This is a genomic window from Tenggerimyces flavus (genome assembly GCF_016907715.1).
In the GTDB taxonomy this organism is placed as follows: Bacteria; Actinomycetota; Actinomycetes; order Propionibacteriales; family Actinopolymorphaceae; genus Tenggerimyces; species Tenggerimyces flavus.
Map to the genome: position 1 here is coordinate 4,386,849 of NZ_JAFBCM010000001.1, position 22,410 is coordinate 4,409,258.

The 22,410-nt window shown below is 68.5% G+C and carries 19 protein-coding genes and 2 pseudogenes; 16 read left to right on the plus strand and 5 right to left on the minus strand.

The window, feature by feature from the left end:
• Nucleotides 1–8: 8 nt before the first annotated feature.
• From JOD67_RS20490 to JOD67_RS20500, 3 genes are read left to right on the plus strand one after another with little or no spacing between them, the layout of a single operon-like run.
• Nucleotides 9–947: a segregation and condensation protein A gene (locus tag JOD67_RS20490; RefSeq protein WP_205119203.1), complete on the plus strand. Its 939-nt coding sequence runs from the start codon at nucleotides 9–11 to the stop codon at nucleotides 945–947.
• Nucleotides 934–2,319: an SMC-Scp complex subunit ScpB gene (gene scpB / locus JOD67_RS41990; RefSeq protein ID WP_307782474.1), complete on the plus strand. Its 1,386-nt coding sequence runs from the start codon at nucleotides 934–936 to the stop codon at nucleotides 2,317–2,319. Before JOD67_RS20490 ends, scpB begins: the two co-directional genes overlap by 14 nt.
• The gene (locus JOD67_RS20500; RefSeq protein WP_205119204.1) at nucleotides 2,316–3,050 is read left to right on the plus strand and encodes a pseudouridine synthase; all 735 of its coding nucleotides are present in this window, start codon (nucleotides 2,316–2,318) and stop codon (nucleotides 3,048–3,050) included. Before scpB ends, JOD67_RS20500 begins: the two co-directional genes overlap by 4 nt.
• A 375-nt stretch (nucleotides 3,051–3,425) precedes the next feature.
• Here the strand turns inward: JOD67_RS20500 and JOD67_RS20505 are convergent, their stop codons facing one another.
• The 3 genes from JOD67_RS20505 to JOD67_RS20515 form a co-directional block, all read right to left on the minus strand.
• On the minus strand, nucleotides 3,426–4,703 hold the full coding sequence (locus tag JOD67_RS20505; RefSeq protein WP_307782475.1) for a cation:dicarboxylate symporter family transporter: 1,278 nt from the start codon (nucleotides 4,701–4,703) through the stop codon (nucleotides 3,426–3,428).
• A gap of 141 nt (nucleotides 4,704–4,844) precedes the next feature.
• Nucleotides 4,845–5,528 carry a response regulator gene (locus JOD67_RS20510; protein ID WP_205119206.1) on the minus strand — a complete coding sequence of 228 codons (684 nt, stop codon included), beginning with the start codon at nucleotides 5,526–5,528 and terminating at the stop codon, nucleotides 4,845–4,847.
• Nucleotides 5,525–7,162 (minus strand): sensor histidine kinase, encoded by a 1,638-nt coding sequence (locus JOD67_RS20515; protein ID WP_205119207.1) that lies wholly within the window; start codon nucleotides 7,160–7,162, stop codon nucleotides 5,525–5,527. The genes JOD67_RS20510 and JOD67_RS20515 overlap by 4 nt, the downstream gene beginning before the upstream one ends.
• Before the next feature lie 131 nt (nucleotides 7,163–7,293).
• On the opposite strand from JOD67_RS20515, the gene JOD67_RS20520 reads away from it, so the two are divergent.
• The 4 genes from JOD67_RS20520 to JOD67_RS20535 all read left to right on the plus strand — a co-directional run bounded on the left by JOD67_RS20520 (nucleotide 7,294) and on the right by JOD67_RS20535 (nucleotide 10,688).
• Entirely contained in the window at nucleotides 7,294–7,836 is a 543-nt protein-coding gene (locus tag JOD67_RS20520) for a YbhB/YbcL family Raf kinase inhibitor-like protein (protein ID WP_205119208.1), read from the plus strand.
• 327 nt (nucleotides 7,837–8,163) lie between these two features.
• Nucleotides 8,164–9,111, plus strand: a complete 948-nt coding sequence (locus JOD67_RS20525; protein ID WP_205119209.1) for an ABC transporter ATP-binding protein — start codon at nucleotides 8,164–8,166, stop codon at nucleotides 9,109–9,111.
• Nucleotides 9,112–10,086: a histidine kinase gene (locus JOD67_RS20530; protein WP_205119210.1), complete on the plus strand. Its 975-nt coding sequence runs from the start codon at nucleotides 9,112–9,114 to the stop codon at nucleotides 10,084–10,086.
• Nucleotides 10,083–10,688, plus strand: coding sequence for a response regulator transcription factor (locus JOD67_RS20535; protein WP_205119211.1), 606 nt, complete (start codon nucleotides 10,083–10,085; stop codon nucleotides 10,686–10,688). Before JOD67_RS20530 ends, JOD67_RS20535 begins: the two co-directional genes overlap by 4 nt.
• Nucleotides 10,689–10,691: 3 nt before the next feature.
• Here the strand turns inward: JOD67_RS20535 and JOD67_RS20540 are convergent, their stop codons facing one another.
• Complete coding sequence (locus tag JOD67_RS20540) at nucleotides 10,692–11,852, minus strand: phosphatidylinositol-specific phospholipase C1-like protein (protein ID WP_205119212.1); 1,161 nt, start codon at nucleotides 11,850–11,852, stop codon at nucleotides 10,692–10,694.
• Nucleotides 11,853–11,941: 89 nt separating this feature from the next.
• Here JOD67_RS20540 and hisF point away from each other — a divergent pair, with 89 nt between their 5' ends.
• Nucleotides 11,942–12,703, plus strand: coding sequence for an imidazole glycerol phosphate synthase subunit HisF (hisF, locus tag JOD67_RS20545; protein ID WP_205119213.1), 762 nt, complete (start codon nucleotides 11,942–11,944; stop codon nucleotides 12,701–12,703).
• A gap of 448 nt (nucleotides 12,704–13,151) precedes the next feature.
• Here the strand turns inward: hisF and JOD67_RS20550 are convergent, their stop codons facing one another.
• Entirely contained in the window at nucleotides 13,152–13,802 is a 651-nt protein-coding gene (locus tag JOD67_RS20550) for an HAD family hydrolase (protein WP_307782476.1), read from the minus strand.
• 155 nt (nucleotides 13,803–13,957) lie between these two features.
• Here JOD67_RS20550 and JOD67_RS20555 point away from each other — a divergent pair, with 155 nt between their 5' ends.
• The 8 genes and pseudogenes from JOD67_RS20555 (at nucleotide 13,958) to JOD67_RS20585 (ending at nucleotide 22,312) form a co-directional block, all read left to right on the plus strand.
• Nucleotides 13,958–15,313, plus strand: a complete 1,356-nt coding sequence (locus JOD67_RS20555) for an FG-GAP and VCBS repeat-containing protein (protein ID WP_205119215.1) — start codon at nucleotides 13,958–13,960, stop codon at nucleotides 15,311–15,313.
• The gene (locus JOD67_RS20560) at nucleotides 15,306–16,751 is read left to right on the plus strand and encodes an FG-GAP-like repeat-containing protein (RefSeq protein ID WP_205119216.1); all 1,446 of its coding nucleotides are present in this window, start codon (nucleotides 15,306–15,308) and stop codon (nucleotides 16,749–16,751) included. Before JOD67_RS20555 ends, JOD67_RS20560 begins: the two co-directional genes overlap by 8 nt.
• A 31-nt stretch (nucleotides 16,752–16,782) precedes the next feature.
• On the plus strand, nucleotides 16,783–18,189 hold the full coding sequence (locus JOD67_RS20565) for an FG-GAP-like repeat-containing protein (RefSeq protein ID WP_205119217.1): 1,407 nt from the start codon (nucleotides 16,783–16,785) through the stop codon (nucleotides 18,187–18,189).
• A gap of 13 nt (nucleotides 18,190–18,202) precedes the next feature.
• Nucleotides 18,203–19,624, plus strand: coding sequence for an FG-GAP repeat domain-containing protein (locus tag JOD67_RS20570; RefSeq protein ID WP_205119218.1), 1,422 nt, complete (start codon nucleotides 18,203–18,205; stop codon nucleotides 19,622–19,624).
• Nucleotides 19,621–21,036, plus strand: coding sequence for an FG-GAP repeat domain-containing protein (locus JOD67_RS20575; protein ID WP_205119219.1), 1,416 nt, complete (start codon nucleotides 19,621–19,623; stop codon nucleotides 21,034–21,036). Before JOD67_RS20570 ends, JOD67_RS20575 begins: the two co-directional genes overlap by 4 nt.
• Before the next feature lie 41 nt (nucleotides 21,037–21,077).
• Nucleotides 21,078–21,272, plus strand: a pseudogene (locus JOD67_RS42420) (FG-GAP repeat protein); the annotation flags it as partial.
• 251 nt (nucleotides 21,273–21,523) lie between these two features.
• Nucleotides 21,524–21,667 (plus strand): annotated as a pseudogene (locus tag JOD67_RS42425) (FG-GAP repeat protein); the annotation flags it as partial.
• A 54-nt stretch (nucleotides 21,668–21,721) separates the two neighbouring features.
• A complete protein-coding gene (locus JOD67_RS20585) occupies nucleotides 21,722–22,312 on the plus strand; it encodes an FG-GAP repeat protein (protein ID WP_205119221.1) in 591 nt (196 codons plus the stop codon).
• Nucleotides 22,313–22,410 lie beyond the last annotated feature (98 nt).

A 22,410-nucleotide genomic window follows, 5' to 3' on the forward strand; every position in this document is an offset into this window, starting at 1 on the left:
TGGAGCAGATGACCACCCTGGACACCGAGGCGCTTCCCGCCCCTGAGTCTCTCGAGCACGTCGCCCCGTCGTCGGGCGACGCCTTTACCGTGCGCCTGGACAACTTCGAGGGGCCGTTCGACCTGCTGCTGGGGTTGATCTCCAAGCACAAGCTGGACGTGACGGAGATCGCGCTGTCGGTGGTGACGGACGAGTTCATCGACTTCATCCGGGCCAAGGGGCCGGAGTGGGATCTGGACCAGACGACGGAGTTCCTGCTGGTCGCGTCGACCCTGCTGGACCTGAAGGCAGCGCGGCTGCTGCCGCAGGGCGAGGTCGAGGACGAGGAGGACCTCGCGCTGTTGGAGGCGCGGGATCTTTTGTTCGCGCGGCTGCTGCAGTACCGGGCGTACAAGCAGATGGCTTCTGTGCTGGGCGCGTCGATGGCGGCGGAGGCGAAGCGTTTCCCGCGAGCGGTGGGGATGGAGCCGCGGTTCGGAGAGCTGCTGCCCGAGGTGCTGATCGGGCTGGGCGTCGAGGAGTTCGCGAAGCTGGCGGCCCACGCCCTGCGGCCCAAGCCCGAGCCAGTGCTGTCCCTGGCGCACATCCATGCCCCGCGCGTGTCGGTACGCGACCAGGCAGCGGTGCTGGTCGATCGGCTGCGCCGGGTGCGGTCGACGACGTTCCGTTCGTTGATCGCCGACTCGCCGAACCTCGTGACAACGGTGGCACGGTTTCTGGCGTTGCTGGAGCTGTACCGGGAGGGCGCGGTGGCCTTCGAGCAAGCGGAGGCGCTGTCCGAGCTCACCATCCGCTGGTCCGGCGCCGACGAGGGCGACGTCGCCGTTGGCGACGAGTTCGACGAGGGCGACGTGACGTTGCGGCCAGTGGACGATCTTGACTCCGGCGCTGAGCCCGACGAGCTAGACGTGGTCGATGAGAGTGGAGAACCCAGTGACAACGCCTGACGACGAACGGGATCTCGGCCTCACCGCCAGCAACCACGAGGAAGCGAACGCGCTCGACACCCCAGCCATGCCGGATGACTCCGCCGAGCTCTCAGACCTCGACGAGTCATCGCAAGACGATCTCGCCACCGACGAGGCGCCCGCATCGAGCGATCGCTCCGAGGTGGGGGACACCGCCGAGGGCGAATCGTCGCCGTCGGACGATGCCCCCGTGGCCGACGATGACGCATCCGCCTTGGCGGATGACTCCACTGATGCGATCGAGGTCGATGACCTCGACCTCGACGAGACGTCGCGGGGCGATCTCGCCAGCGAGCCGGTCGAATCGATCGACGACTCCGACGTCGAGGACGCCGCGCGTGCGGATGCATCCGCCGATGGCGAGTCATCGCCACCTGACGCCGGCTCCGTGGTCGAGGAGAGCGCCTCACTGTCACCCGAGTCGGACAGCGCGCCCGGCGATCGCTCATCCGCCTCAGCGGATGAGTCCGCCGACTCCATCGAGGTCGATGACCTCGACCTCGACGAGACCTCGCCGGATGGACTCGCCGATGGCGAGTCAGCCGAATCAGGCGATGGCTCGTCCGCCCCGGTGGGTGTGTCCGGCGGGGGTGGGGCTGCCACGGTGGGCGAGGTGGCTGAGTCCATCGAGGTCACCGGTTCGTTGCTCGGCGCGGACGAGCTCGTGGCGGCTGGGGCTGGTGGGTTCGTGGATGGCACCGACGCCACCGATATCGAGGAGCCCGTTCATCTGCTCCCCCTCCGCCCGTCGATCGAGGCCATCCTGCTCGTCACCGACGAGCCCATCCCCACCGTCACGCTCGCCCAGGTTCTCGGCCGACCCCAGCCCGAGGTGGCTGAGGAACTCGCCAGCCTCTCGAAGTCCTACACCGACGAGGGCCGCGGCTTCGACCTGCGCGAGATCGCCGGTGGGTGGCGGCTCTACACGCGCGAGGAGTACGCCGAGGTGGTCGAGCGGTTCGTGCTCGACGGCCAGCAGGCGCGGCTCACTCAGGCGGCCCTCGAGACCCTCGCCGTCGTCGCCTACAAGCAGCCCGTCAGCCGGACCCGCGTCTCCGCCATCCGCGGCGTCAACTGCGACGGCGTCATGCGTACGTTGCTCAGCCGCGGCCTGGTCCAGGAAGCCGGCACCGACGACGAGAGCGGCGCCCACCTGTACCGCACCACCTCGTACTTCCTCGAACGCCTCGGCCTCGACTCCCTCGGCGACCTGCCCGACCTCGCCCCCTACCTCCCCGAGATCGAGGAGATGGAGGCCGAGCACGCCCACCGCCTCGACGCCGAGCCAGAGCCCGAGCCAGAGCCACAGCACGACCACGCCCAAGAGCCCGTAGGCGCCGAACAGCCATGACCGACGACGAGGGCATCCGGCTGCAGAAGGTCCTCGCCCAGGCCGGCGTCGCCAGCCGGCGGGCGTCCGAGCAGCTGATCACCGACGGCCGCGTCGAGGTCAACGGCGCGATCGTCACCCTGCTCGGCTCCCGCGTCGATCCCGAACGCGACGTCATCCGCGTCGACGGCGAACGCGTCCCCGTCGACGTCGGCAAGGTCTACCTCGCGCTCAACAAGCCCCGCGGCGTCGTCAGCACGATGAGCGACCCCGAAGGCCGCCGCACGCTCGCCGACTTCGTTCAAGACCGCGAGGAACGCCTGTACCACGTCGGCAGACTCGACACCGACACCGAAGGCCTGATCCTGCTGGTAAACGACGGCGAGTTCGCGCACCGCCTGACCCACCCGTCCTACGGCGTCTCCAAGACCTACGTCGCCGAGGTCGACGGTCCCGTCGCGAAGAACGTCGGCCGCCGCCTCGTCGGCGGCGTCGAGCTCGAGGACGGCCCCGCGAAGGCGGACGCGTTCAAGATTCTCCAACAGAACAACGACAAAGCCCTCGTCGAGATCGTCCTACACGAAGGCCGCAAGCACATCGTCCGCCGCCTGCTCGCCGAGGTCGGCCACCCCGTCCAGAAGCTGGTACGTACGGCGATCGGCCCGGTCCGCCTGGGAGATCTCAGACCCGGCGTGCTCCGCCCGCTCACCCACCATGAGCTCGGCACCCTCCTCGACACCGTCGAGCTCTGAGCGTCACTTCGGCGGAACCTGCGACATCAGCCACGTCATCTCGCTGTAGTCGCTCGTGAACGCGACCTTCCGCCACTCGTCGAGGTTGGTGACTTGCGGGTCGACCGGCGTGATCAGCACGCGGGTGTCCTTGTAGCGGGTCTCGACCTGGACCGCCGGGCATGCTCGCGAACTGACCCTTCTCGTCCAGCTCGATCGGTGGCGCGTACCCGGCCGGTAAGGACACCGGATACACCCGCGAAGGGTCCACCACGTTCGGATCGCCCGGCGGCGGCTGCCGGGACGACCAGAAGAGGAGGCCGCCGCCCGCGAGGACGACGGCCACCGGCAAGCCGAACAGCACGTTCGGAGAGTTCCCCCGCTCAGTCACAGCGCTCAGTGTGACTGCAAAGCCTTCGGCTTGTCCTCCTCGTCGTCCAACATGTCCGTCTCGTCGAACGGATACTCGCCCGACAGCACCAGCTTCGCCTGTTCGCGATCGAACTCGCCCGTCCACGTCCCCACGAGCACCGTCGCCACCGAGTTGCCGGCGAAGTTCGTCAACGCTCGCGCCTCGGACATGAACCGGTCGATGCCCACGATCAGGCCCACGCCATCGACGAGATCGGGCCGGTGCGACTGCAAGCCGCCAGCCAACGTCGCCAGCCCGGCGCCGGTCACCCCGGCGGCGCCCTTCGAGGCGATGATCATGAACAGCAGCAACGAGATCTGCTCGCCGATCGCCAGCGGCGTTCCCATCGCGTCGGCCACGAACAGCGAGGCCATCGTCAGGTAGATCGCCGTTCCGTCGAGGTTGAACGAGTACCCCGTCGGCACCGTGATGCCCACCACCGGTCGCGAGACCCCGAGGTGTTCCATCTTCGCGATCAGCCGTGGCAACGCCGTCTCCGAAGAAGACGTCGACACGATCAGCAGAAACTCTCGGGCCAGATACCGGAACAACGAGAAGATCGACAGCCCCGCCACGAGCCGCAACAGCATGCCCAGCACGACGAACACGAACAAGATGCACGTCACGTAGAACCCGAGCATGATCTGCCCGAGGCTGATCAACGCCGACACACCCGTCGCCCCGACCACGGCCGCGATCGCGCCGAACGCGCCGATCGGCGCGAGCCACATGACCATCGTCAGGATCCGGAACACCAGGCGCTGGATCACCGAGATCGCCGACAGCACCTTCTCGCCGGTCGCCCCCATGAACTGCACCGCGAAGCCCACCAGCAAAGCGACCAACAGTGTCTGCAACACCTCGCCGGACGTCAACGACGACAGCAGCGACGACGGGATGATCCCGAGGATGAAGTCCGACGTCGACTCGTGCTCCGCGCCGGCCGCGTCCTGCCCGGCCTCACGCAGCTTGTCGGACAGCTCGAGCCCGGACCCTGGATGGATGAGGTTGCCGACGACCAGACCAATCGCCAGCGCCACCGTGGACATCAGGATGAAGTACCCGAGCGCGAGGCCGCCGACCTTGCCGACCTTCGCGGCCTGGCGCACGGAACCCACACCGAGCACGATCGTGCAGAAGATGATCGGGCTGATCATCATCTTGATCAGGTTGACGAAGCCGGTCCCGATCGGCTTCAGGGCAACGCCGACGTCGGGAAACACCAACCCGACGAAGATGCCGAGCAGGACGGCGACGATCACCGCGGGATAGAGCCAATGCGTTCGGTCCCGCCGCCTCGGCGGCGTAGTGGAGGGCGACGTTCCGGCCATAAGAACTCCCGGGTCGGATCGGATGGAGTGGCCCGAGCGTGGCTCAGCTCACATCTCGCCGGAAGGTTGTGGTCATTGTGTTTCGGCGGTCACCCAGTGGTAACCCACCTCGGGCCGGCCGACTCGCCCGTACGACGGCCGCCGCGCCACCGTGCCCAGATCGGCGAGGTACTCGAGGTAGCGCCGTGCCGTCACACGGGACATCCCGACCTGGCTGGCGATCGTGCTCGCCGACGCCCCGTCCGACGACGAACGTACGGCGGCCGCCACCGCGTCCAGCGACTCCTGGCTGAGCCCCTTCGGCAACGGCGTGTCCGGCGAACGGAGCACCGCGAACGCCTGGTCGATGTCGTCCTGGCTCGGCGGCCCCGCACCCTCCACCAGCTGGGCGTGGTAGCGCGCGTACGCCTGCAGCCGATCCCGCAACCCGGCGAACGTGAACGGCTTCAGCAGATACTGCACCACACCCACCGACACCGCCGCCCGCACCAGCGCGAGGTCGCGGGCCGACGTCACCGCGATCACGTCCGCGCGGTGACCCGCGGCGCGCAACGCCCGGCACACGTCGAGGCCGTGCCCGTCCGGCAGGTAGAGGTCGAGCAGCACGAGGTCGACGGGCGTGTTCTCCAACGTACGAAGGGCATCTCGCCCCGAGTGCACGACTCCGGCGACCTCGAAACCCTGCACCCGCGAGACGTACATCCGGTGCGCCTCGGCCGCGACCTGGTCGTCCTCGACCACCAGCACGCGGATCACGACGACCCACCAGGCAACAGCATCGGATCCAACGCCACCGGCAGTGGCCGAGGAACGGGTAACCGCACCGTGAAGACCGCGCCGCCGGAGTTCGCGACCTCGATCGACCCGCGCGCCCGCCGCACGGCCTGCCCGACGAGCGCCAAGCCGAGCCCACGTCCGACCACCGGATCGCCCTTCTTCGTTGACCATCCGCGCCGGAACGCGTTCTCCGTCGCCTCCTCGTCGAGGCCCGGCCCCGAGTCGGCCACGCTCAACCACAGCTCGTCGGAAGCTCGCCGAACGGTCACCGAAACTTTCGCCGGCTCACTCCCCGCGGAAGCGTCGATCGCGTTGTCGATCAAGTTTCCGAGAACGGTGACGAGATCCCGAGAATCCAACCCCGACGGCAAATTCTCCGAAACTTCCGGGTCCGAAGTCACGACGAGCTCCACTCCGCGCTCGCTCGCCGAAGCGGCCTTACCGAGCAACAACGCGGCGAGAACGGGCTCCGAAACAGCTCCGATAACTTGGTCCGTCAGCCGCTGCGACGTCTCCAATTCCGCGGTAGCGAAGGCCACCGCCTCCTCCGGCCGCCCCAGCTCGATCAACGACACCACGGTGTGCAGCCGATTGGCCGACTCGTGCGCCTGCGAGCGCAACGACTCGGTGAAGCCACGTTCGGCGTCCAACGCGCCCGTGAGAGTCTGCAGCTCGGTCTGGTCCCGCAACGTGACGGCAGTGCCGAGAACGCGGTTTCCCGAACGTACGAGCGACGTGTTGACCAGCAGCAGTCGATTGGCGGTGAGGTGCAGCTCGTCGTGCCGCGGCTCGTCGTCGAGCAGCGTCGCCGTGAGCTCCTCCGGCAGTCCGAGCGACGCGACGGGTGTTCCGCCAGCCCCTGTTGGAAGATCGAGCAGCCGATGCGCGCCGTCGTTCGCGAGCGTCAGCCGTTTCTCCCCGTCGATCAGCAGAATCCCCTCGCGTACGCCGTGCAACACCGCCTCGTAGTACTCGTACATCCGCGTCAGGTCGCTGCCGCGCAGGTCGTGCGTGTGCCGCCGCAGCCGCCGGCTGATCAGCCACGTGCCGAACCCGCCGAGCAGCAACGTGAGCGTCGCGACGCCCACCAGCACGGCGACCCGCTCGCGCAGCTCGTTCCCGATCGTCTCCAACGTGATGCCGACGCTGATCAGCCCGCGGATCTCGCCGTCGACCTGGACCGGCGTGACGACGCGGATCGACGGGCCGAGAGTTCCGGTGTACGTCTCGGTGAAAGTTTCGCCGCGCAGGGCCGGCTCGGTGTGCCCGATGAACTGCTGCCCGATCAGGCTCGCGGTGGGGTGGGTGAAGCGGGTGCCACTTGGGCTCATGATCGTGATGAAGTCGACGCCGGTGTCCTTGCGGACCCGTTCGGCGAGCGGTTGCAGCGTCGTCGACGGGTTGACGGCGTACAGCGCCTCGCCGACGCTCGGCGTCTCGGCGAGCGTCCGGGCGATCGCCGTCACGCGCTCCTCGGCGACGTCGGTGGTCGAGTTGAGCGCGTCGTACGTGACGACCACGGTGCCGCCGCCCACGACGAACAGGACGACCAGCACCTGCAGCAGATACAACTGGCGCGCCAGGCTCCAGCGCTGCGTCGGTAGCCGTGCCATCCGCGCTAGCTGCCCGAACGTGCAGGGAGGCTGGGCGAAGAGGCCGGCTGGGCGCGACGCCGCGTCAGTAGCTGTGCCATGGGCGCTAGTCTCGCCGGTGGCTGAGATTCCGCAAGCTTTGGAGGCTAACGATGACCGGGCAACCGCCTAGCCCGTACGACTTCCTGCCCGAGGTGCCGTCGTTCACGGTGACCAGTACGGACTTCGCCGAGGGCGCGACGCTGCAGAAGCCGCAGCTGTCCGGCATCTTCGGCGCAGGCGGCGAGGACGTGTCGCCGCAGCTGTCCTGGTCGGGCTTCCCCGAGGAGACGCAGAGCTTCGCGGTGACGTGCTACGACCCGGACGCCCCGACCGCGAGCGGCTTCTGGCACTGGGCAGTCTACAACCTGCCCGCCTCGACGACCGAGCTCGCCACGAACGCCGGCAGCCCCGACGGCGCGCAGCTGCCCGAGGGCGCGGTGACGCTGGGGAACGAGGCCGGCCTGAAGCAGTACCTCGGCGCCGCCCCGCCGCCGAACCACCGTGAGCACCGGTACTTCTTCGTGGTGCACGCGGTCGACGTACCCGCGCTGGACCTGCCCGAGGGCGCCCGGCCGGCGATCCTGGGCTTCAACCTCTACCAGCACACGCTGGCCCGCGGCACCCTCGTCGGGGTCTACGAGAACCTGGGCTAGGCCGTGCCTGGGGCCAACGATCATGTTGACATGATCATTTGCCGCTTTACGTGGGGTGGACGCCAGGTAGAGCGGCTACTGGCCGGGTAAGGCGACCACGACGCCTCACCTCAGGGAGTACCTTCTCGCTCAGATCACTCGAGACGTCGCGCTCCCAAGGCTCCCCAGCAGGACAGGCACGTCCGGCTTTCCCAGGCCACTGTCGCCCACCCACGCCTGAAATCCCGAGGCTAACCCACCCCACCTGAACGGCATGACACCTGTCATGCCGTTCAGGTGGCGCCCGCACACTGCCGCCAGCCGAGCGGCCAAGCGACCCTCGTAGGCATGACTGAGGGAGCAGACACCACCACCGCGTCACCTCCCCGCCACCAGGCCGTGGGCGAAGCCGTCCGCCTCATCGAGCTCCGCAAGAGCTACGGAGCGATCGAGGCGGTCAAGGGCATCGACCTGTCGGTCCAGCGCGGCGAGGTCGTCGCCCTCCTCGGTCCCAACGGGGCCGGCAAGACCACCACGATCTCCATCCTGCTCGGCCTGTTGCAGCCGACGACCGGCTCGGCGGCGCTGTTCGGCAAGCCGCCCAAACACGCCATCTCCGCGGGGAGAGTCGGCGCCGTCCTGCAGTACGCCGAGCCGCTCGACGGCGTCACCGTCGCCGAGCTCGTCCGCGCCGTTGGCGACCTCTACACCCACAGCAGGACTGTCGAAGACGTTCTCGAGGCCGCCGGCATCGCCGACCTGGCCGGCAGGCGCACCGAGAAGCTCTCCGGCGGGCAGAAGCAGCGCGTACGGTTCGCGCTCGCGCTCGTCGCCAACCCCGACCTGCTCGTCCTCGACGAGCCCACCTCGGCGATGGACGTCGCAGCCCGGCGTACGTTCTGGACCGCCGTCCGCGCGTACACCGAGACCGGCGGGACGGTCCTGTTCTCCACCCACTACCTCGAAGGGGCGGACGAGAACGCCGACCGGATCGTGCTGATCGCGGCCGGCCGGGTCGTCGCCGACGGGCCGGTGACGCAGATCAAGGCCGTGGCGAGCGCCCGGATGGTCCGGGCCACGCTCGACGCGCCCGCGAGCCACGACCTGCTCCTGCTGCCCGGCGTGCAGTCCGCCGAGGTGCACGGCCACGTCGTGACGCTGCGGTGCACGGACGCGGACCGAGCCGTCCGCGAGCTGCTCGACCAGTTCCCGGACGCGCGCGACCTCGAGGTCCGCGCGGCGCCGCTCGCCGAGGCGATCCTGCAGCTCACCGCGGACAACGAGGGGGACCAGTAGATGCTCGCCTACTCGCGCCTGGAGATCCTGCGTACGTTGCGCAGCGTCACTTACCTCGCGTATCACATCGCCTTCCCGGTGATGTTCTACCTGCTGTTCACGACGATCTTCGACACCAAGAGCGTCGGCGGGCTCGACTTCGGCACGCACATGATGGTGTCGATGGCGTTCTTCGGCGCGTTCGGCGCGGGCGTCTCCGGCCTCGGCGCGCGGATCGCGATGGAACGGGCGAACAAGTGGACCGACCAGCTCGCCGTGACCCCGTTGACGTCGCCGGCCTACCTGGCGGCGAAGGTCTTCGCGGCCGCCATCGTGATGATCCCGATCGTGCTGCTGGTGCTGGCGATCGGCACCGTGATCAACTCCCAGCGCCTCGCACCGGGCACCTGGATCCTCGTCGCGGTGACCGACGAACGGGTGCGGTTCGCGCGCGACCTGCACGACATCCTGGGCCAGCGCCTGTCCGCGGCGGCGTTGCGCGCCGAGCTCGCGGGTCGGACGGCCGCGAGCGACCCGGAACGTTCCGCGCGGGAGGCGTTCGCCGCGTCGGAGCTGGCACGGGAGGCGTTGGCCGACGTTCGGCAGGCGGTCACCGGCTATCGCCGTACGACGCTGGCCGACGAGGTGGAGACGGCGACGGTGCTGCTGAACGCGACCGGGGTCGACGTGGTCGCGAAGGTGCCGTCGGAGCCGCTGCCGGAGGGCGTCGACGAGCTCGCCGGCTGGGTCGTCCGTGAGGGCGCGACGAACGTGGCCCGGCACGCGCACGCCGAGCGCTGCTGGATCACGGTCACGGGCACGTCTCCGTACACCGTGACCGTCTCGGACGACGGCGGCGGTGCCGACTCCGGCTGGGGGAATGGCCTTACCGGGTTGGCGGAACGGCTCGAACCGCACGGCGGCGAGCTGGTCACCGCCGAGCATGGTGGGCGCTTCGAGCTCCGCGCGACGATCCCGGGGGAGAGTGCCGCATGATCCGCATCGTGGTCGCCGACGACCAGCACATGGTGCGCGGCGCGCTCGCCGCGCTGCTGTCGCTCGAGCCCGACCTGGAGGTCGTGGCGGAGGCCGAGAACGGCGTGGCAGCCGTCGCCGCGGTGGCCGAGCACCTACCCGACATCGCCTTGCTGGACATCGAGATGCCGGACATGGACGGCATCACCGTGGCGGCGAAGATCCGCGAGCTCGCACCGTCGACACGGGTGCTGATCCTCACGACGTTCGGCCGGCCTGGGTACCTGCGGCGGGCGATGGACTCCGGCGTGCAGGGGTTCGTCGTGAAGGACGCGCGGGCGCCGGAGCTGGCGACGTCCGTACGCCGGGTGCACAACGGCGAGGTGGTGCTGGACCCCGCCCTCGCCGTCGCGTCCCTGTCCCGCGGCCCGAACCCGCTCACGTCGCGCGAGGGCGACGTGCTGCGCGCGAGCGCCGACGGCCACACCACGGCGGAGATCGCCGAGCGGCTGTCGTTGTCCAAGGGGACCGTACGGAACTACCTCTCGTCCGCTATCGCCAAGTGTGCCGCGCGAAACCGGCAGGAGGCAGCCCGTACGGCCCTCGAACGTGGCTGGCTCTAGCGCTCAGTGCTCGAGGGAGCTGTCTCGGCAGCCGCGGGGAGCGACGAGCGGGTTACAGCGAACGGCCTTGCCGCCGGGCAGCTCGGCCACGAACTCGCTGTCGTACCGCGCGGTCATGCCGATCGTCGGGAAGTCGGTCGTGACCATCTGGGCGCCGCTGTCAAGCGCGACGCCGACGCGGCTGTAGTCGTTCTCACGAATCGTGCGCAGCGGCTCGTCCGAACGGGTCCGGACGATGTAGCCGCGCCGCACCAGGTCCTGGATGGCGGCGGTGTTGGCGGCCCCGCGCGGGTCGTTCACCATCGTGATCGCGGCGTCCGGGCTGCCCGGGTTGCCGCGGGTGAAGACGGCGCGGCCCTCGAGGTTCGGCCGCCCGGCGATGTACATGTCCCGGATCGCGCCGGGGCCGCCGTTGTCGAAGAAGAACATCACCTTGCCGCGCGCCCAGGACAGCTTCGGCCAACCCTGCTTGAGGATCGACTGCTCAAGAGTCAGGCCGGGGCGGCGCAGGTCGTCGGCGGTGATCAGCTCCTTCTCGGTGAAGACCGAGCGGATCTCCTGGTCGATGTCGTCGAGCAGCGGCGTGGTCCACGGCGGGCTCACCGCGCCGCCCTGCTGCTCCCAGCGGTCGTCGGTCTGCTTGAGCTCCAGCTGCAGGATGAGCGGGACGTGGCCGCGGTTCGCGCGGGACCACGTCCGTACCTGCTCCAGGCAGCGCACCAACGTTCGGCAGCTGGAGTTGTAGTCCTGGTCGGCGACGTGGATCACCTTCATGCCCGGTGCGGCCATGTCGGGGTCCGGATCGGGTCCGAGCCCGGCGCGCTGCCGGGCGAGCGGGTTGCTGTACAGGCCGCCGGCCGGGTCGGGGAGCAGGTCGAACTCCAGCGCGCGGACGCTCTGCCGTTCCAGCAGGTCCGGGACGGAGGCGTGCGAGTAGAAGCCCCAGGTTGGGTAGCCCGGGTCGATCTTGATGGACTCGGCGAGCTCCGCGCCCTGCATCTCGCGGTGGAACGCGTTGTGCGCACCCATAACCTGGATCTGGTTCATGCGTACGTCGTCACCCCCGTGGCTGGAGGCTGTCGTGACGGCGAGCGGCGCGGCGAGCGTCGCGGCTACGGAGGCGAGCGCGATGCCGGACCGGGCGAGACGCGTGAGCTTGGTCATGCCGTACACCCTGGCGGTCGGACGCCGAACCCTCAATGGACCTGGCCGCCGCCGGTCGCGCCGTTCGTCGCACGTTAGGGTTTGGGGCTGTGAGCATTGCCGTACGCGTCATCCCGTGTTTGGACGTCCACGCCGGTCGGGTGGTGAAGGGCGTCAAGTTCGCCGACCTCAAGGATGCCGGCGACCCGGTCGAGATGGCGCAGGTCTACGACGCCGAGGGCGCCGACGAGCTTACTTTCCTCGATGTCTCGGCCTCGTTGCAAGAGCGCGAGACGATGTACGACGTCGTACGGAGGACCGCTGAGCAGGTGTTCATCCCGCTGACCGTGGGCGGGGGAGTGCGGGCGGTCTCCGACGTGGACCGGCTGTTGCGGTCGGGGGCGGACAAGGTCGGGGTCAACACGGCGGCGATCGCCCGACCCGAGCTGGTGGGGGAGATCGCGCAGCGCTTCGGGTCGCAGGTCCTCGTGCTGTCGGTGGACGCTCGGCGCGCCGAGGGAACGCCGTCCGGGTTCGAGGTGACGACGCACGGCGGGCGCCGCGGGACCGGGATCGATGCGGTGGAGTGGGCCGAACGCGGGGCTTCGCTCGGGGCGGGGGAGATCCTGCTGAACTCGATGGACGCGGACGGCACCAAGGACGGGTACGACCTGGAGATCATCCAGGCCGTACGCAAGGTCGTCGACGTTCCGTTGATCGCCAGCGGTGGCGCGGGGGCCCTCGAGCACTTCTCACCGGCGATCGGCGCCGGCGCGGACGCCGTGCTCGCCGCGAGCGTGTTTCACTTTGGTGACTTGCGGATCGGCGATGTCAAGGGCGCCTTGCGCGCCGCGGGGCACGCCGTTCGCTAGGCCGTGCTGCGAAAGGATCGCCTGGCGCGCGACACTCCGCATCCCGCCTGGCTGCGTTGCAGGCCGGCGGACGTACAGACGAGTACAACCTTGACCTGCACCACACCCAGCCGGGCGCGGAGCGCCGCGCGCCATCGCGCTACGCGCGATGACCGACGCTACTTTCGCAACACGACCTAGCCTCGGGATTTCAGGTGTTGGTGGGCGACTTTGGCCCGGGAAGACGGAAGTGCCTGTCATGCTGGGGAAACTTGGGACGGCGACATCTCGAGTGATCCAAGCGGGAACGCTCTCCGTGGGTGAAGCGTCGTGGTCGCCTTACCCGGCCAGTGGCCGCTCTACCTGGCGTCCACCCCACGTAAAGCGGCAAATGATCATGTAAACATGATCATTGGCCCCAAGGGCCGGGCCGGACCGGTCGCACCAACCGCTGGACGAAAGATCGAGGCTAGCTGGCGTCGAGGCGCCGGATCTGCTGGGTGAGTTGGGACATCGCCGTGATGACGACGTCGGCGTCCTTCAGTCGTTCGGCTGGCGTCATGCCCGCGTAGCCGATGACCTTCATGCCTGCGGCCCTCGCTGCCGTGACGCCGAGCGGGCTGTCCTCGACGACGACGCAGTGCTCTGGTGCGACGCCCATCTCCCTTGCGGCGTGGAGGAAGAGGTCGGGGTTCGGCTTGCCGCGCTCGACGTCGTCGGCGGAGAAGATGTGCCCGGCGAACTTTTCGTAGAGGCCGGTCTTCTTCAGCGCCAGCTCGATCCTCGCGTGCGCGCCGCTCGAGGCCACGCAGACGGGGAGATCGAGCTCGTCGAGGGCCTCGCGTACGCCCTCCACCGCGAGGAGCTCGGTGCGCATCCGGAGGAACAGCTGCTCGTGATAGCGGTCCTCGAGATCGGCCGGGAGAGGCCTGCCCAGCTTGGGCTCGACGACCTCGCGGACCAGCTTCATGCTGCCGCCCATGTACTCGCGGAGGCTGTCCTCGTACGTCGTCGGCCAACCACTCTCGGTCAGGAGCTCGGCGAGAATGCGGTTCGCGATCGGCTCGCTGTCCACGAGCACGCCGTCGTTGTCCCAGATCACCAGGTGAAATCGCTCCACGCCCAGGACCCTATCGGGGCTGCGAAAAACGGGCGCGGTTGACCGAATTTGTGCCATGGTTTGCCTGCTCATTGACTTTGGGGAGGGGCCGAATGCCGCGAAGGCGTTCAATATGGGCACTTTTAGCCGCGACTACGCTGTTCTGCGCCGTCCTGGTGGGCTCCACGAGCTCCCAGGCCGCCGTCCAGCCCGCCAAGCCGTCCGACTACAACGGCGACGGCTACCCCGACCTCGCCATCGGCGCCATGTTCGCCCGCCCCAAGCCGTTCACGCTGCGGAGGGACGCCGGTGGCGTAGGCCTCGTCTACGGGAGCAAGTCCGTTCTGGGAACGAAGACCCAGCTGCTGCACCGCGGGGCGTCCTGGGTACCCGGGCCGCAGTCGGTCAATCAGTGGTTCGGCAAGGCCGTGACGGCGGGGGACTTCAACGGCGACGGCTACAGCGACATCGCCATCTGCTCGGATGCGGGCTACCTGGAGGATCGCGTCACCCTGGGATTCGGCGGGAGCAACGGGTTGTGGCGTGGGCTCGACCTCTATGTCCCTGACCTTACGCGCCTCGAGTGCAACTCCCTGGCGGCAGGCGACTTCAACGGTGACAGCTATGCCGACCTCGCCATCGTTGGCAGGTGGGTAGCCGTCCTCTACGGGAAGGCCTGGATCAACGAGGCGTCGTACGACGATCTCGAGCGGCTGGGGCCTTACCTGTGGAGAGGTGCGCCCGCGGTAGGCGACGTCAACGGGGACGGCATGGACGACCTCGTGACGGGCGCCGGCGCGAACGCCGAAGGTTGGGACCGGTCGATCCGCCTGTACAAGGGCAGGACCGAGGGACTACGCGCCGAGGCCGACCAGGTCCTCCCGCCGGGGGTGTACGGCGACGTCGACGACGACGGCTACGCGGACCTGGCCGCGGCGCAGCCCGGAGCCACCCGCGCCGGCAAGGCCGGCGCGGGACTCGTCACCCTCTGGTGGGGTGCCGCGTCGGGCATCGACACCAGCCGGTCCAAGGCCGTTCTCGCGCAGGATGTCCCCGGAGTGCCCGGTGACGTGGGAGCGGGCGACGGTTTCGGCGCGTCGGTCGACCTCGGCGACACCGATGGTGACGGCCATGCCGACCTCGCCGTCGCGGCTGGAGAGAACGTGAGTAACCAAGTGGACGCGGGAACGGTCACCGTGGTCCGCGGCTCGAAGACCGGCTGGGATCTGTCCAAGCCGGCTCCCTATCTCAGCCAGGGCTCTCCCGGCGTCCCTGAGGAGGCCGAGACCAACGACTACTTCGGTCGAAACCTGCTGTTGCGCGACTTCGACAGCGACGGCCGGGCGGAGCTCGTGGTGGCGGCACCGTACGACGACGTGGGCAGCAAACCGTTCGTGCGGTCGGACGTCGGTACGGTCACCGTCTTCCGCGGCACAGCTGCCGGTGTGAGTACGACTGGCGCCAAGCTGATCACGCCGACGACCGTACGGATGATGTCGCTGGAAGCACGGTGGGGAGAGCTCGATGGCTAAGCGATCTCGTCTCGTCACCGCGGCCGCCCTCCTGCTCCTGAGCGGTCTGCTGCTGGGCCTACCGTCGTCGACGGCCTCGAGTGCGACGAAGGCGCGGCCGTCGGACTTCAACGGCGACGGCTATCCCGATCTCGTTGTCGGAGCGCCCTGGGCAACCGTCGGAGGGATGCGGAACGCCGGGGCGCTGTCTGTGGTCTTCTCTTCGGCGTCTGGGCCACAGGTCAGCAAGCGGCAGTACCTGAGCCGCAACCAGGCCGCGGTTCCAGGTGTCTCCCGCGAATGGGACGAGTTCGGCACCGAGGTCGCCTCGGGCGACTTCAACGGCGACGGCTACGCGGACCTGGCGATCAACACCGCCTCCGACGGACCGTCTTCGAGCGGCGGTAAGTACTGCGGCATGGTCACCGTCATGTTCGGTGGCAAGTCCCAGTTGACGACGGGTCTCCGGATCAAGGAGCAGGACGGGTTCACCTGCGGCATGCTGACCTGGAGCGGGTTAGCGGCGGCTGACTTCGACCGCAACGGATACGACGACCTCGTTCTCACCACACCAGGTGAGGTCGGGAACGCGTTCTGGATCTCGGGCGGTCCTCAGTTCGCCCAGGGCAAGGGCCATGACGCCAGACTGTTCGACCCGGTGAGCCACGACCTGACGCGCTATGCGAGGCCGGCTGTGGGCGATGTCAACGGGGACAGCTATCCCGATCTCGTGCTGTCGCACAAGACCGAGGGACTGTGGCGGACGACGCTCCATCTCGGTGGCGCGCAGGGACTTGATCCGGTGGAGTGGCAGCTGCTCACCAACGGGGGGCCTCACGTCGTGGTGGGGAACTTCAACGGGGACAAGTATGCGGACATCGCCATCGGGAACCCGTTGATCACGGTCAACACGTTCGGCAGTGCGGGGACCGTGCGCATCTATCACGGCAGCGCGAACGGGATCGACACCGCTCGGGGGTCGCAGACGCTTACGCAGGACAGTCCTGGGGTGCCGGGGTCGGTGGAGCGGATGGGCGGCTTCGGCTGGGCGTTGGCCGCCGGCGACTACAACGGGGACGGGCGGGCCGACCTTGCGATCACCGCGCAGCGGAGCTTCCGGAATGGCTTCGACAGCACTGTGAACGTGCTGTACGGCACGACGTCGGGGATCTCGCCAGCGACGGGGAAGTCGCAGGTGTTCAGCGAGAAGACCGTCGGTCTGCCCGGGGCGAACGGCACCTCGGCGTTCGCCGAGTCCCTGTCGGCCCGCGACTTCAACAGGGATGGGCGATCCGAGCTCGTCGTCGGCTCGCCGCGGTACAACAACTACACCGGCTATGTGGCCGTCGTCCCTGGCACGACGACCGGCCTCAAGGTGACGTCCACCAAGGGATTCTTCCCGAAGGGCTTGGGCGTTCCGGCGCCGTACTCGTCCTTCGGCGCGGCACTCGAGCGGTAGATCGGGGAGACAGATGAGACACCTACGGGGCATGGCTGTCGGTGTGGTCGCGGCGCTCGTACTCGGAGCTGCGGGTACGGCGGCGGCTGAGCCGGCCAAGGAAGCAGACTTCAACGGCGACGGACATCCCGATCTCGCGGTCGGCGGTCCGTACGCCACGGTGAGCAAGCAGGCCGATGCTGGCGCCGTCGGTCTCGTGTGGGGTTCCGCGAAGGGGCTCAACGCCAAGAAGGTCGGCACGATCAAGCAGTCGCAGGCGGCGATTCCGGGGGAGCCGGGCGAGTACGAGATGTTCGGCTGGGCGCTCCGGTCCGGCGACTTCGACGGCGACGGCTATGCCGACCTGGCGGTGAGTACGCCGCAGGAGGACAGGGGAGACGAGGTCCCACCAGGTGCGCTGTTCCTGGTGTTCGGCAGCCCCACCGGGCTCACGTCCGCGATCCGCCTCGACCCACCGCCGGACGACGACTACCTCGGCTGGTTCGCCGGCACGCTGACCGTCGGCGACTACGACAAGGACGGCTTCGACGACCTCGTCGTCGGGATGCTCAACGACATCGACAACCCGGCCTATCTCATCAAGGGCAAGGCGGACCTGCGCAAGCCCGGCGCCGCCACGTTCGTCCCTGTCGTCACCCCGAACCCGCCATGGTCGATCGGTGATCCGGCAGCGGGCGACATCAACGGCGACAGCTATGACGACCTCGTGGTCCCGCGCCGGTACGGCCAGCGTACGGAGGCACTCGTCTACTTCGGCGGTGCCTCCGGGCTCGGTAAGACGCCGCAACGCCAGCCAGGCAGTGGCTACTACACGGCCACGGGGGACCTCGACAACGACGGGTACGACGACATCGCGTTCGGCGACCCGTCGGCGCGCATCGTGAGCGACAGCAATGGGCTGGTCCGGGTCTGGTACGGCTCGAAGAACGGCCTCGACACCAAGCGCGGCGTGCTCAAGCTCACCCAGCTGACGCCGCGCATCCCCGACGACCCCGAGGAGCCCGACGGCTTCGGCGCCGCGGTCGCGATCGGCGACGTGAACGGCAACGGCCGGGCCGACCTCGCGATCGGCACCGAGAACGAGTCCATCGGCAAGATCCTCCAAGCGGGCAAGGTGTTCCTGATCTACGGCGACGCCAAGGGCATCGTGCCGGCGACGGCGCGGATCGACACGTTCACGCAGGACTCGCCCGGCGTCCAGGACTCCGTCGAGGACCACGACACCTTCGGCACCGGCCTCGCGTTCCGCGACTTCAACGGCGACGGCCTGGCCGAGCTGCAGGTTTCCGCGCCCGGCGAGAACGGGTTCGAAGGCTCGGTCACGATCCTCAAGGGCGCCAAGAGCGGCCTCACGGGCATCGGCTCCCAGACGTACACACCCGCCAACACCGGAATCGGCAAGACCGAAGCTGGCTTCGGCATCGGGCTCGACAAGTAGAGGAAGAGCAGAGATGAGAACCACACGGGGGATCGCTGTCATGGGCATGGCCGCGGTGGCCGTGTTCGGCATCCTGGGAACGGCGACAGGAGAACCGAAAGCGACACCGGCCAAACCGTCGGACTTCAACGGGGACGGGCACTCCGACCTCGCCGCCGGCGCGTACGGCACCAAGCTCGGCGACATCGTCAACGCCGGCGCGATCTCCGTCGTCTACGGGTCGGCGGGCAGGCTCGACCCGAAGAAGACCAGGGCGATCGACGAGACGTCGGCGCTCATCTCCGGGGATCCGCAGGACTGGGAGGAGTTCGGCCGTACGGTCAAGTCGGGGGACTTCAACGCCGACGGGTACGCCGACCTGTCCGTCTCCGCGGGCGAAGAGCACGGCTATCCGCGCAGCGGGTCGTTCTTCCTGCTGTTCGGCAGCCCCACGGGATTCGCCAAGACGGTCGAGCTCACCTCGCCGGATCCTGGCAGCCTGGGCATCCGGCAGACGGTCGGAGACTTCGACAAGGACGGGTTCGCCGACCTCTTCGCCTCGATGTACGGCGAGTATCAGCCGCTGGGCTACGTGATCTACGGGAACGCCCAGCTGAGCGAACCAGGCCAGGCCGAGCTCGTCGAGCTCCCCGGGGACCTCTCGTCCTTCGGGCTGTGGGATCCGGGCGCCGGCGACGTGGACGGCGACGGCTACGACGACCTGATCCTCCCGCGGGTCAGGGACACCCAGTCCGAGGTCCTGCTGTACCGCGGCGGACCGAACGGACTCCCCGCACAGCGAAGCCAGCGGCTCGCGGGCAGCGGAATGCGCACCGCCGTTGGCGATCTGGACAACGACGGGTACGACGACGTCGCGTTCGGCGACGCGAACGTCAGCCTGCCCGGCGCGTTCCACACCGGCCAGGTGAAGCTCTGGTACGGATCGAAGACCGGCCTTGATGCGAAGCGCGGCATGACCAAGCTCACCACGGCGAGCGCGAGGGTGCCCGGCGATCCGGGAGTGAACGACAGGTTCGGCGACGACGTCGCGATCGGCGACGTGAACGGCAACGGCCGCGCCGAGCTCGCGATCGGCGTACCCGGCGCGGACCTCGGCAAGCAGGCCGACACCGGAAGAACGGTGGTGATCTACGGCGATGCGAAGGGCATCGTCACCAGCACCGCGCGGATCGAGAGCTTCACGCAGAACTCCGCCGGGGTGCAGAGCGACTACGCGAACGGCGGCGGCTTCGGCAGCAAGCTGGCGTTCGGCGACTTCACCGGAGACAAGCGGAACGAGCTCCTCGTTCGGGCCAACGACTTCGGCGGATCGATCACCGTGCTCATCGCGTCGACCGGTGGCCTGACCGGCAAGGGTTCGCAGATGTACACGGCGAAGAACACCGGCATCACCACCTCCACCCGCAACGCCTATGGCGAAGGGTTGAACAAGTGAGAACGGCCGCGAGAGTCGGCGCGGCCATTGCAGCGCTCGGGTTGGCCGCGACGACGGGCGTCGCATCGGCCGAGCCAGCGGCGACTCCGGCGAAGGCGTCGGACTTCAACGGGGACGGGCATTCCGACCTCGCGGTCGGCGGATTCGGTACCTGGGTCGGGTGGATGGAGATGGCCGGCACCGTTGTCGTGATCGACGGATCGCAAGGCCGGCTCGACCCGCGCAAGACCACGGTGATCAACCAGTCCTCGGAGTTCATGTCCGAGGAACCGAGGATCTGGGAGGAGTTCGGCCGCACGATCGGGTCCGGCGACTTCAACGGCGACGGGTACGCCGACCTGTCCGTCTCCTCGCAGGAGTCGTTCACCTATCCTCGGAGCGGATCGCTGTTCCTGCTGTTCGGCAGTCCGGCCGGGTTGGCCGAGGCGGTCGAGCTCCCCTCGCCGGGAGAGGGAAAGTTCGGGAGACGACAGACCGTCGGGGACTTCGACAACGACGGCTTCGCGGACATCTTCGCCTCGATGTCCGGGACCAATCTGCCGCTGGGGTACGTGATCTACGGCAACGCCGAGCTGAGCGAACCGGGGCAGGCGGACTTCGCCGCTGTCCATGCCGATGCGGCGGGCTTCACGGCCTGGGATCCCGGTGCCGGCGATGTGGACGGCGACGGCTACGACGACCTGGTCGTCCCTCGCGTGAACGGCACCCGCTCGGAGGTGCTGCTGTTCCGCGGCGGGCCCAACGGGCTGCCGGAGCGACGCAGCCAACGGCTCGCGGGCGGCGGAATGCGTACCGCCGTGGGCGATCTGGACAACGACGGCCACGACGACGTGGCGTTCGGCGACTCCAACGTCGGCGTGAACGGCAAGTTCCACGCCGGCCAGGTGAAGGTCTGGTACGGCGCGAAGACCGGTATGGACGCGAAGCGCGGCATGACCAAGATCACCGCGGCGACCGCGCGGATCCCCGGCGAACCAGGCGTCGAGAGCAGGTTCGGCGACGACGTCGCGATCGGCGACGTGAACGGGAACGGCCGAGCCGAGCTCGCGATCGGCGTCCCGTTCGAGGACATCGGCACCCAGTCCGCCACGGGCCGGGCGATCGTCCTCTACGGCGACGCCAAGGGCATCGTCCCCGCGACCGCGCGGATCGAGAGCTTCACCCAGAACTCGCCCGGTGTCCAGAGCGACTACGCGAACGGCAAGTTCTTCGGCAGCAAGCTCGCGTTCGGCGACTACACCGGCGACGGGCGGAGCGAGCTCCTCGTCAAGGCGGGCGACTTCTCCGGATCCGTCACCGTCCTCAACGCGTCGGCCGGAGGTCTGACCGGGGTTGGGTCGCAGATGTACACGGCGAAGAACACCGGCATCGAGTCGAGGGTCCCGTCCTTCGGCGAGGGGTTGAACAAGTAACAAACAAGGGGAGGGAATCGTGAACAGCACAACGAGAGTCAGTGCGGTCGTGGCCGCGCTCGGTCTGGCCGCGGCGGTGGGGTTGGTGGCAGCAGGCGCTCCCGTTCATCCCGGGCGAGCCCAACGACACTGAATCCTTCGCCAACAGCATCGAGTCCGGAGACTTCGACGGCGACGGGTTCGCAGACCTGTCCGTCGGCGCGACCGGGGAGATGCACGGGGACGTAGAAGGAGCGGTCTTCCTGCTGTTCGGCAGCGCGACCGGCTTCACGAAGTCCGTCGAGGTTCCAGCGCCGGAAACCGACGAGGGCCGGCTGTTCGGGTACGAGCAGACGGTTGGCGACTTCAACAAGGACGGCTTCGCCGACATCTACATCGACCACGCCACCGAGGCAGCCCTCGGCTACGTGATCTACGGGGACGCGACGCTGAGCGAGCCCAACGATGCCGTCCTCCAGCCGATCGCCGATGACGGTTCGGAGGGAGCATCGGAGAGCCGGGAGCGGGTGACGTCAACGGCGATGGGTACGACGACCTCGTCCTGCCTCGGTCCTTGGGCACCCGGTCCGAGGTGCTGCTGTTCCTCGGCGGTTCCGGTGGCTTGCCCCAGCAACGGTCTCAGCGGCTGGCGGGTAGCGGAGGAAGCTCCGCGTTGGGCGACCTGGACAACGACGGATTTGACGACGTGGCGTTCGGCGACATCAGCGTCGAGATCAATGGTCAGGAGCAGGCCGGTCAGGTGAAGATCTGGTACGGCTCGAAGACCGGCCTCAACGCGACCCGTGGGATGACCAAGATCACCCAGGCCAGTGCCCGCATCCCCGACGACCCGGAGGAGCTGGACTACTTCGGGTTCGACGTCGCCATCGGTGACGTGAACGGCAACGGGCGGGCCGAGCTCGCCATCGGCATCACCGGCGAGGTCGTGGCGTCGAAGCGGGAAGCCGGCATGGTCGTCGTCATCTACGGCGACGCGAAGGGCATCGTGACCTCGACCGCCCGGATCGAGACGTTCACGCAGAACTCGTCCGGAGTCCAGGACGACCCGGAGACGCACGACTTCTTCGGCGGCAGCCTCGCGTTCCGGGACTTCGACGGAGACGGACGGAACGAGCTCCAGATTGGCGCGCTCTTCGAGAACGCGCTGCAGGGCTCCGTGACGATCCTCGATGGGACCACCGACGGGCTGTCGGGGCAGTTCTCGCAGACCTACACGGCGAAGAACACCGGCATCGGCGACCAGCCAGCGCGCTACGGCCTGGCGCTCGACAGGTAGCCAGCCTCGAGCCTTCGTCTGGCGGTGGGTTCGACCGGCCCGCCCCACCCCGCCCTGGGGCAAATGATCATGTTTACATGATCATTTGCCGCTTTACG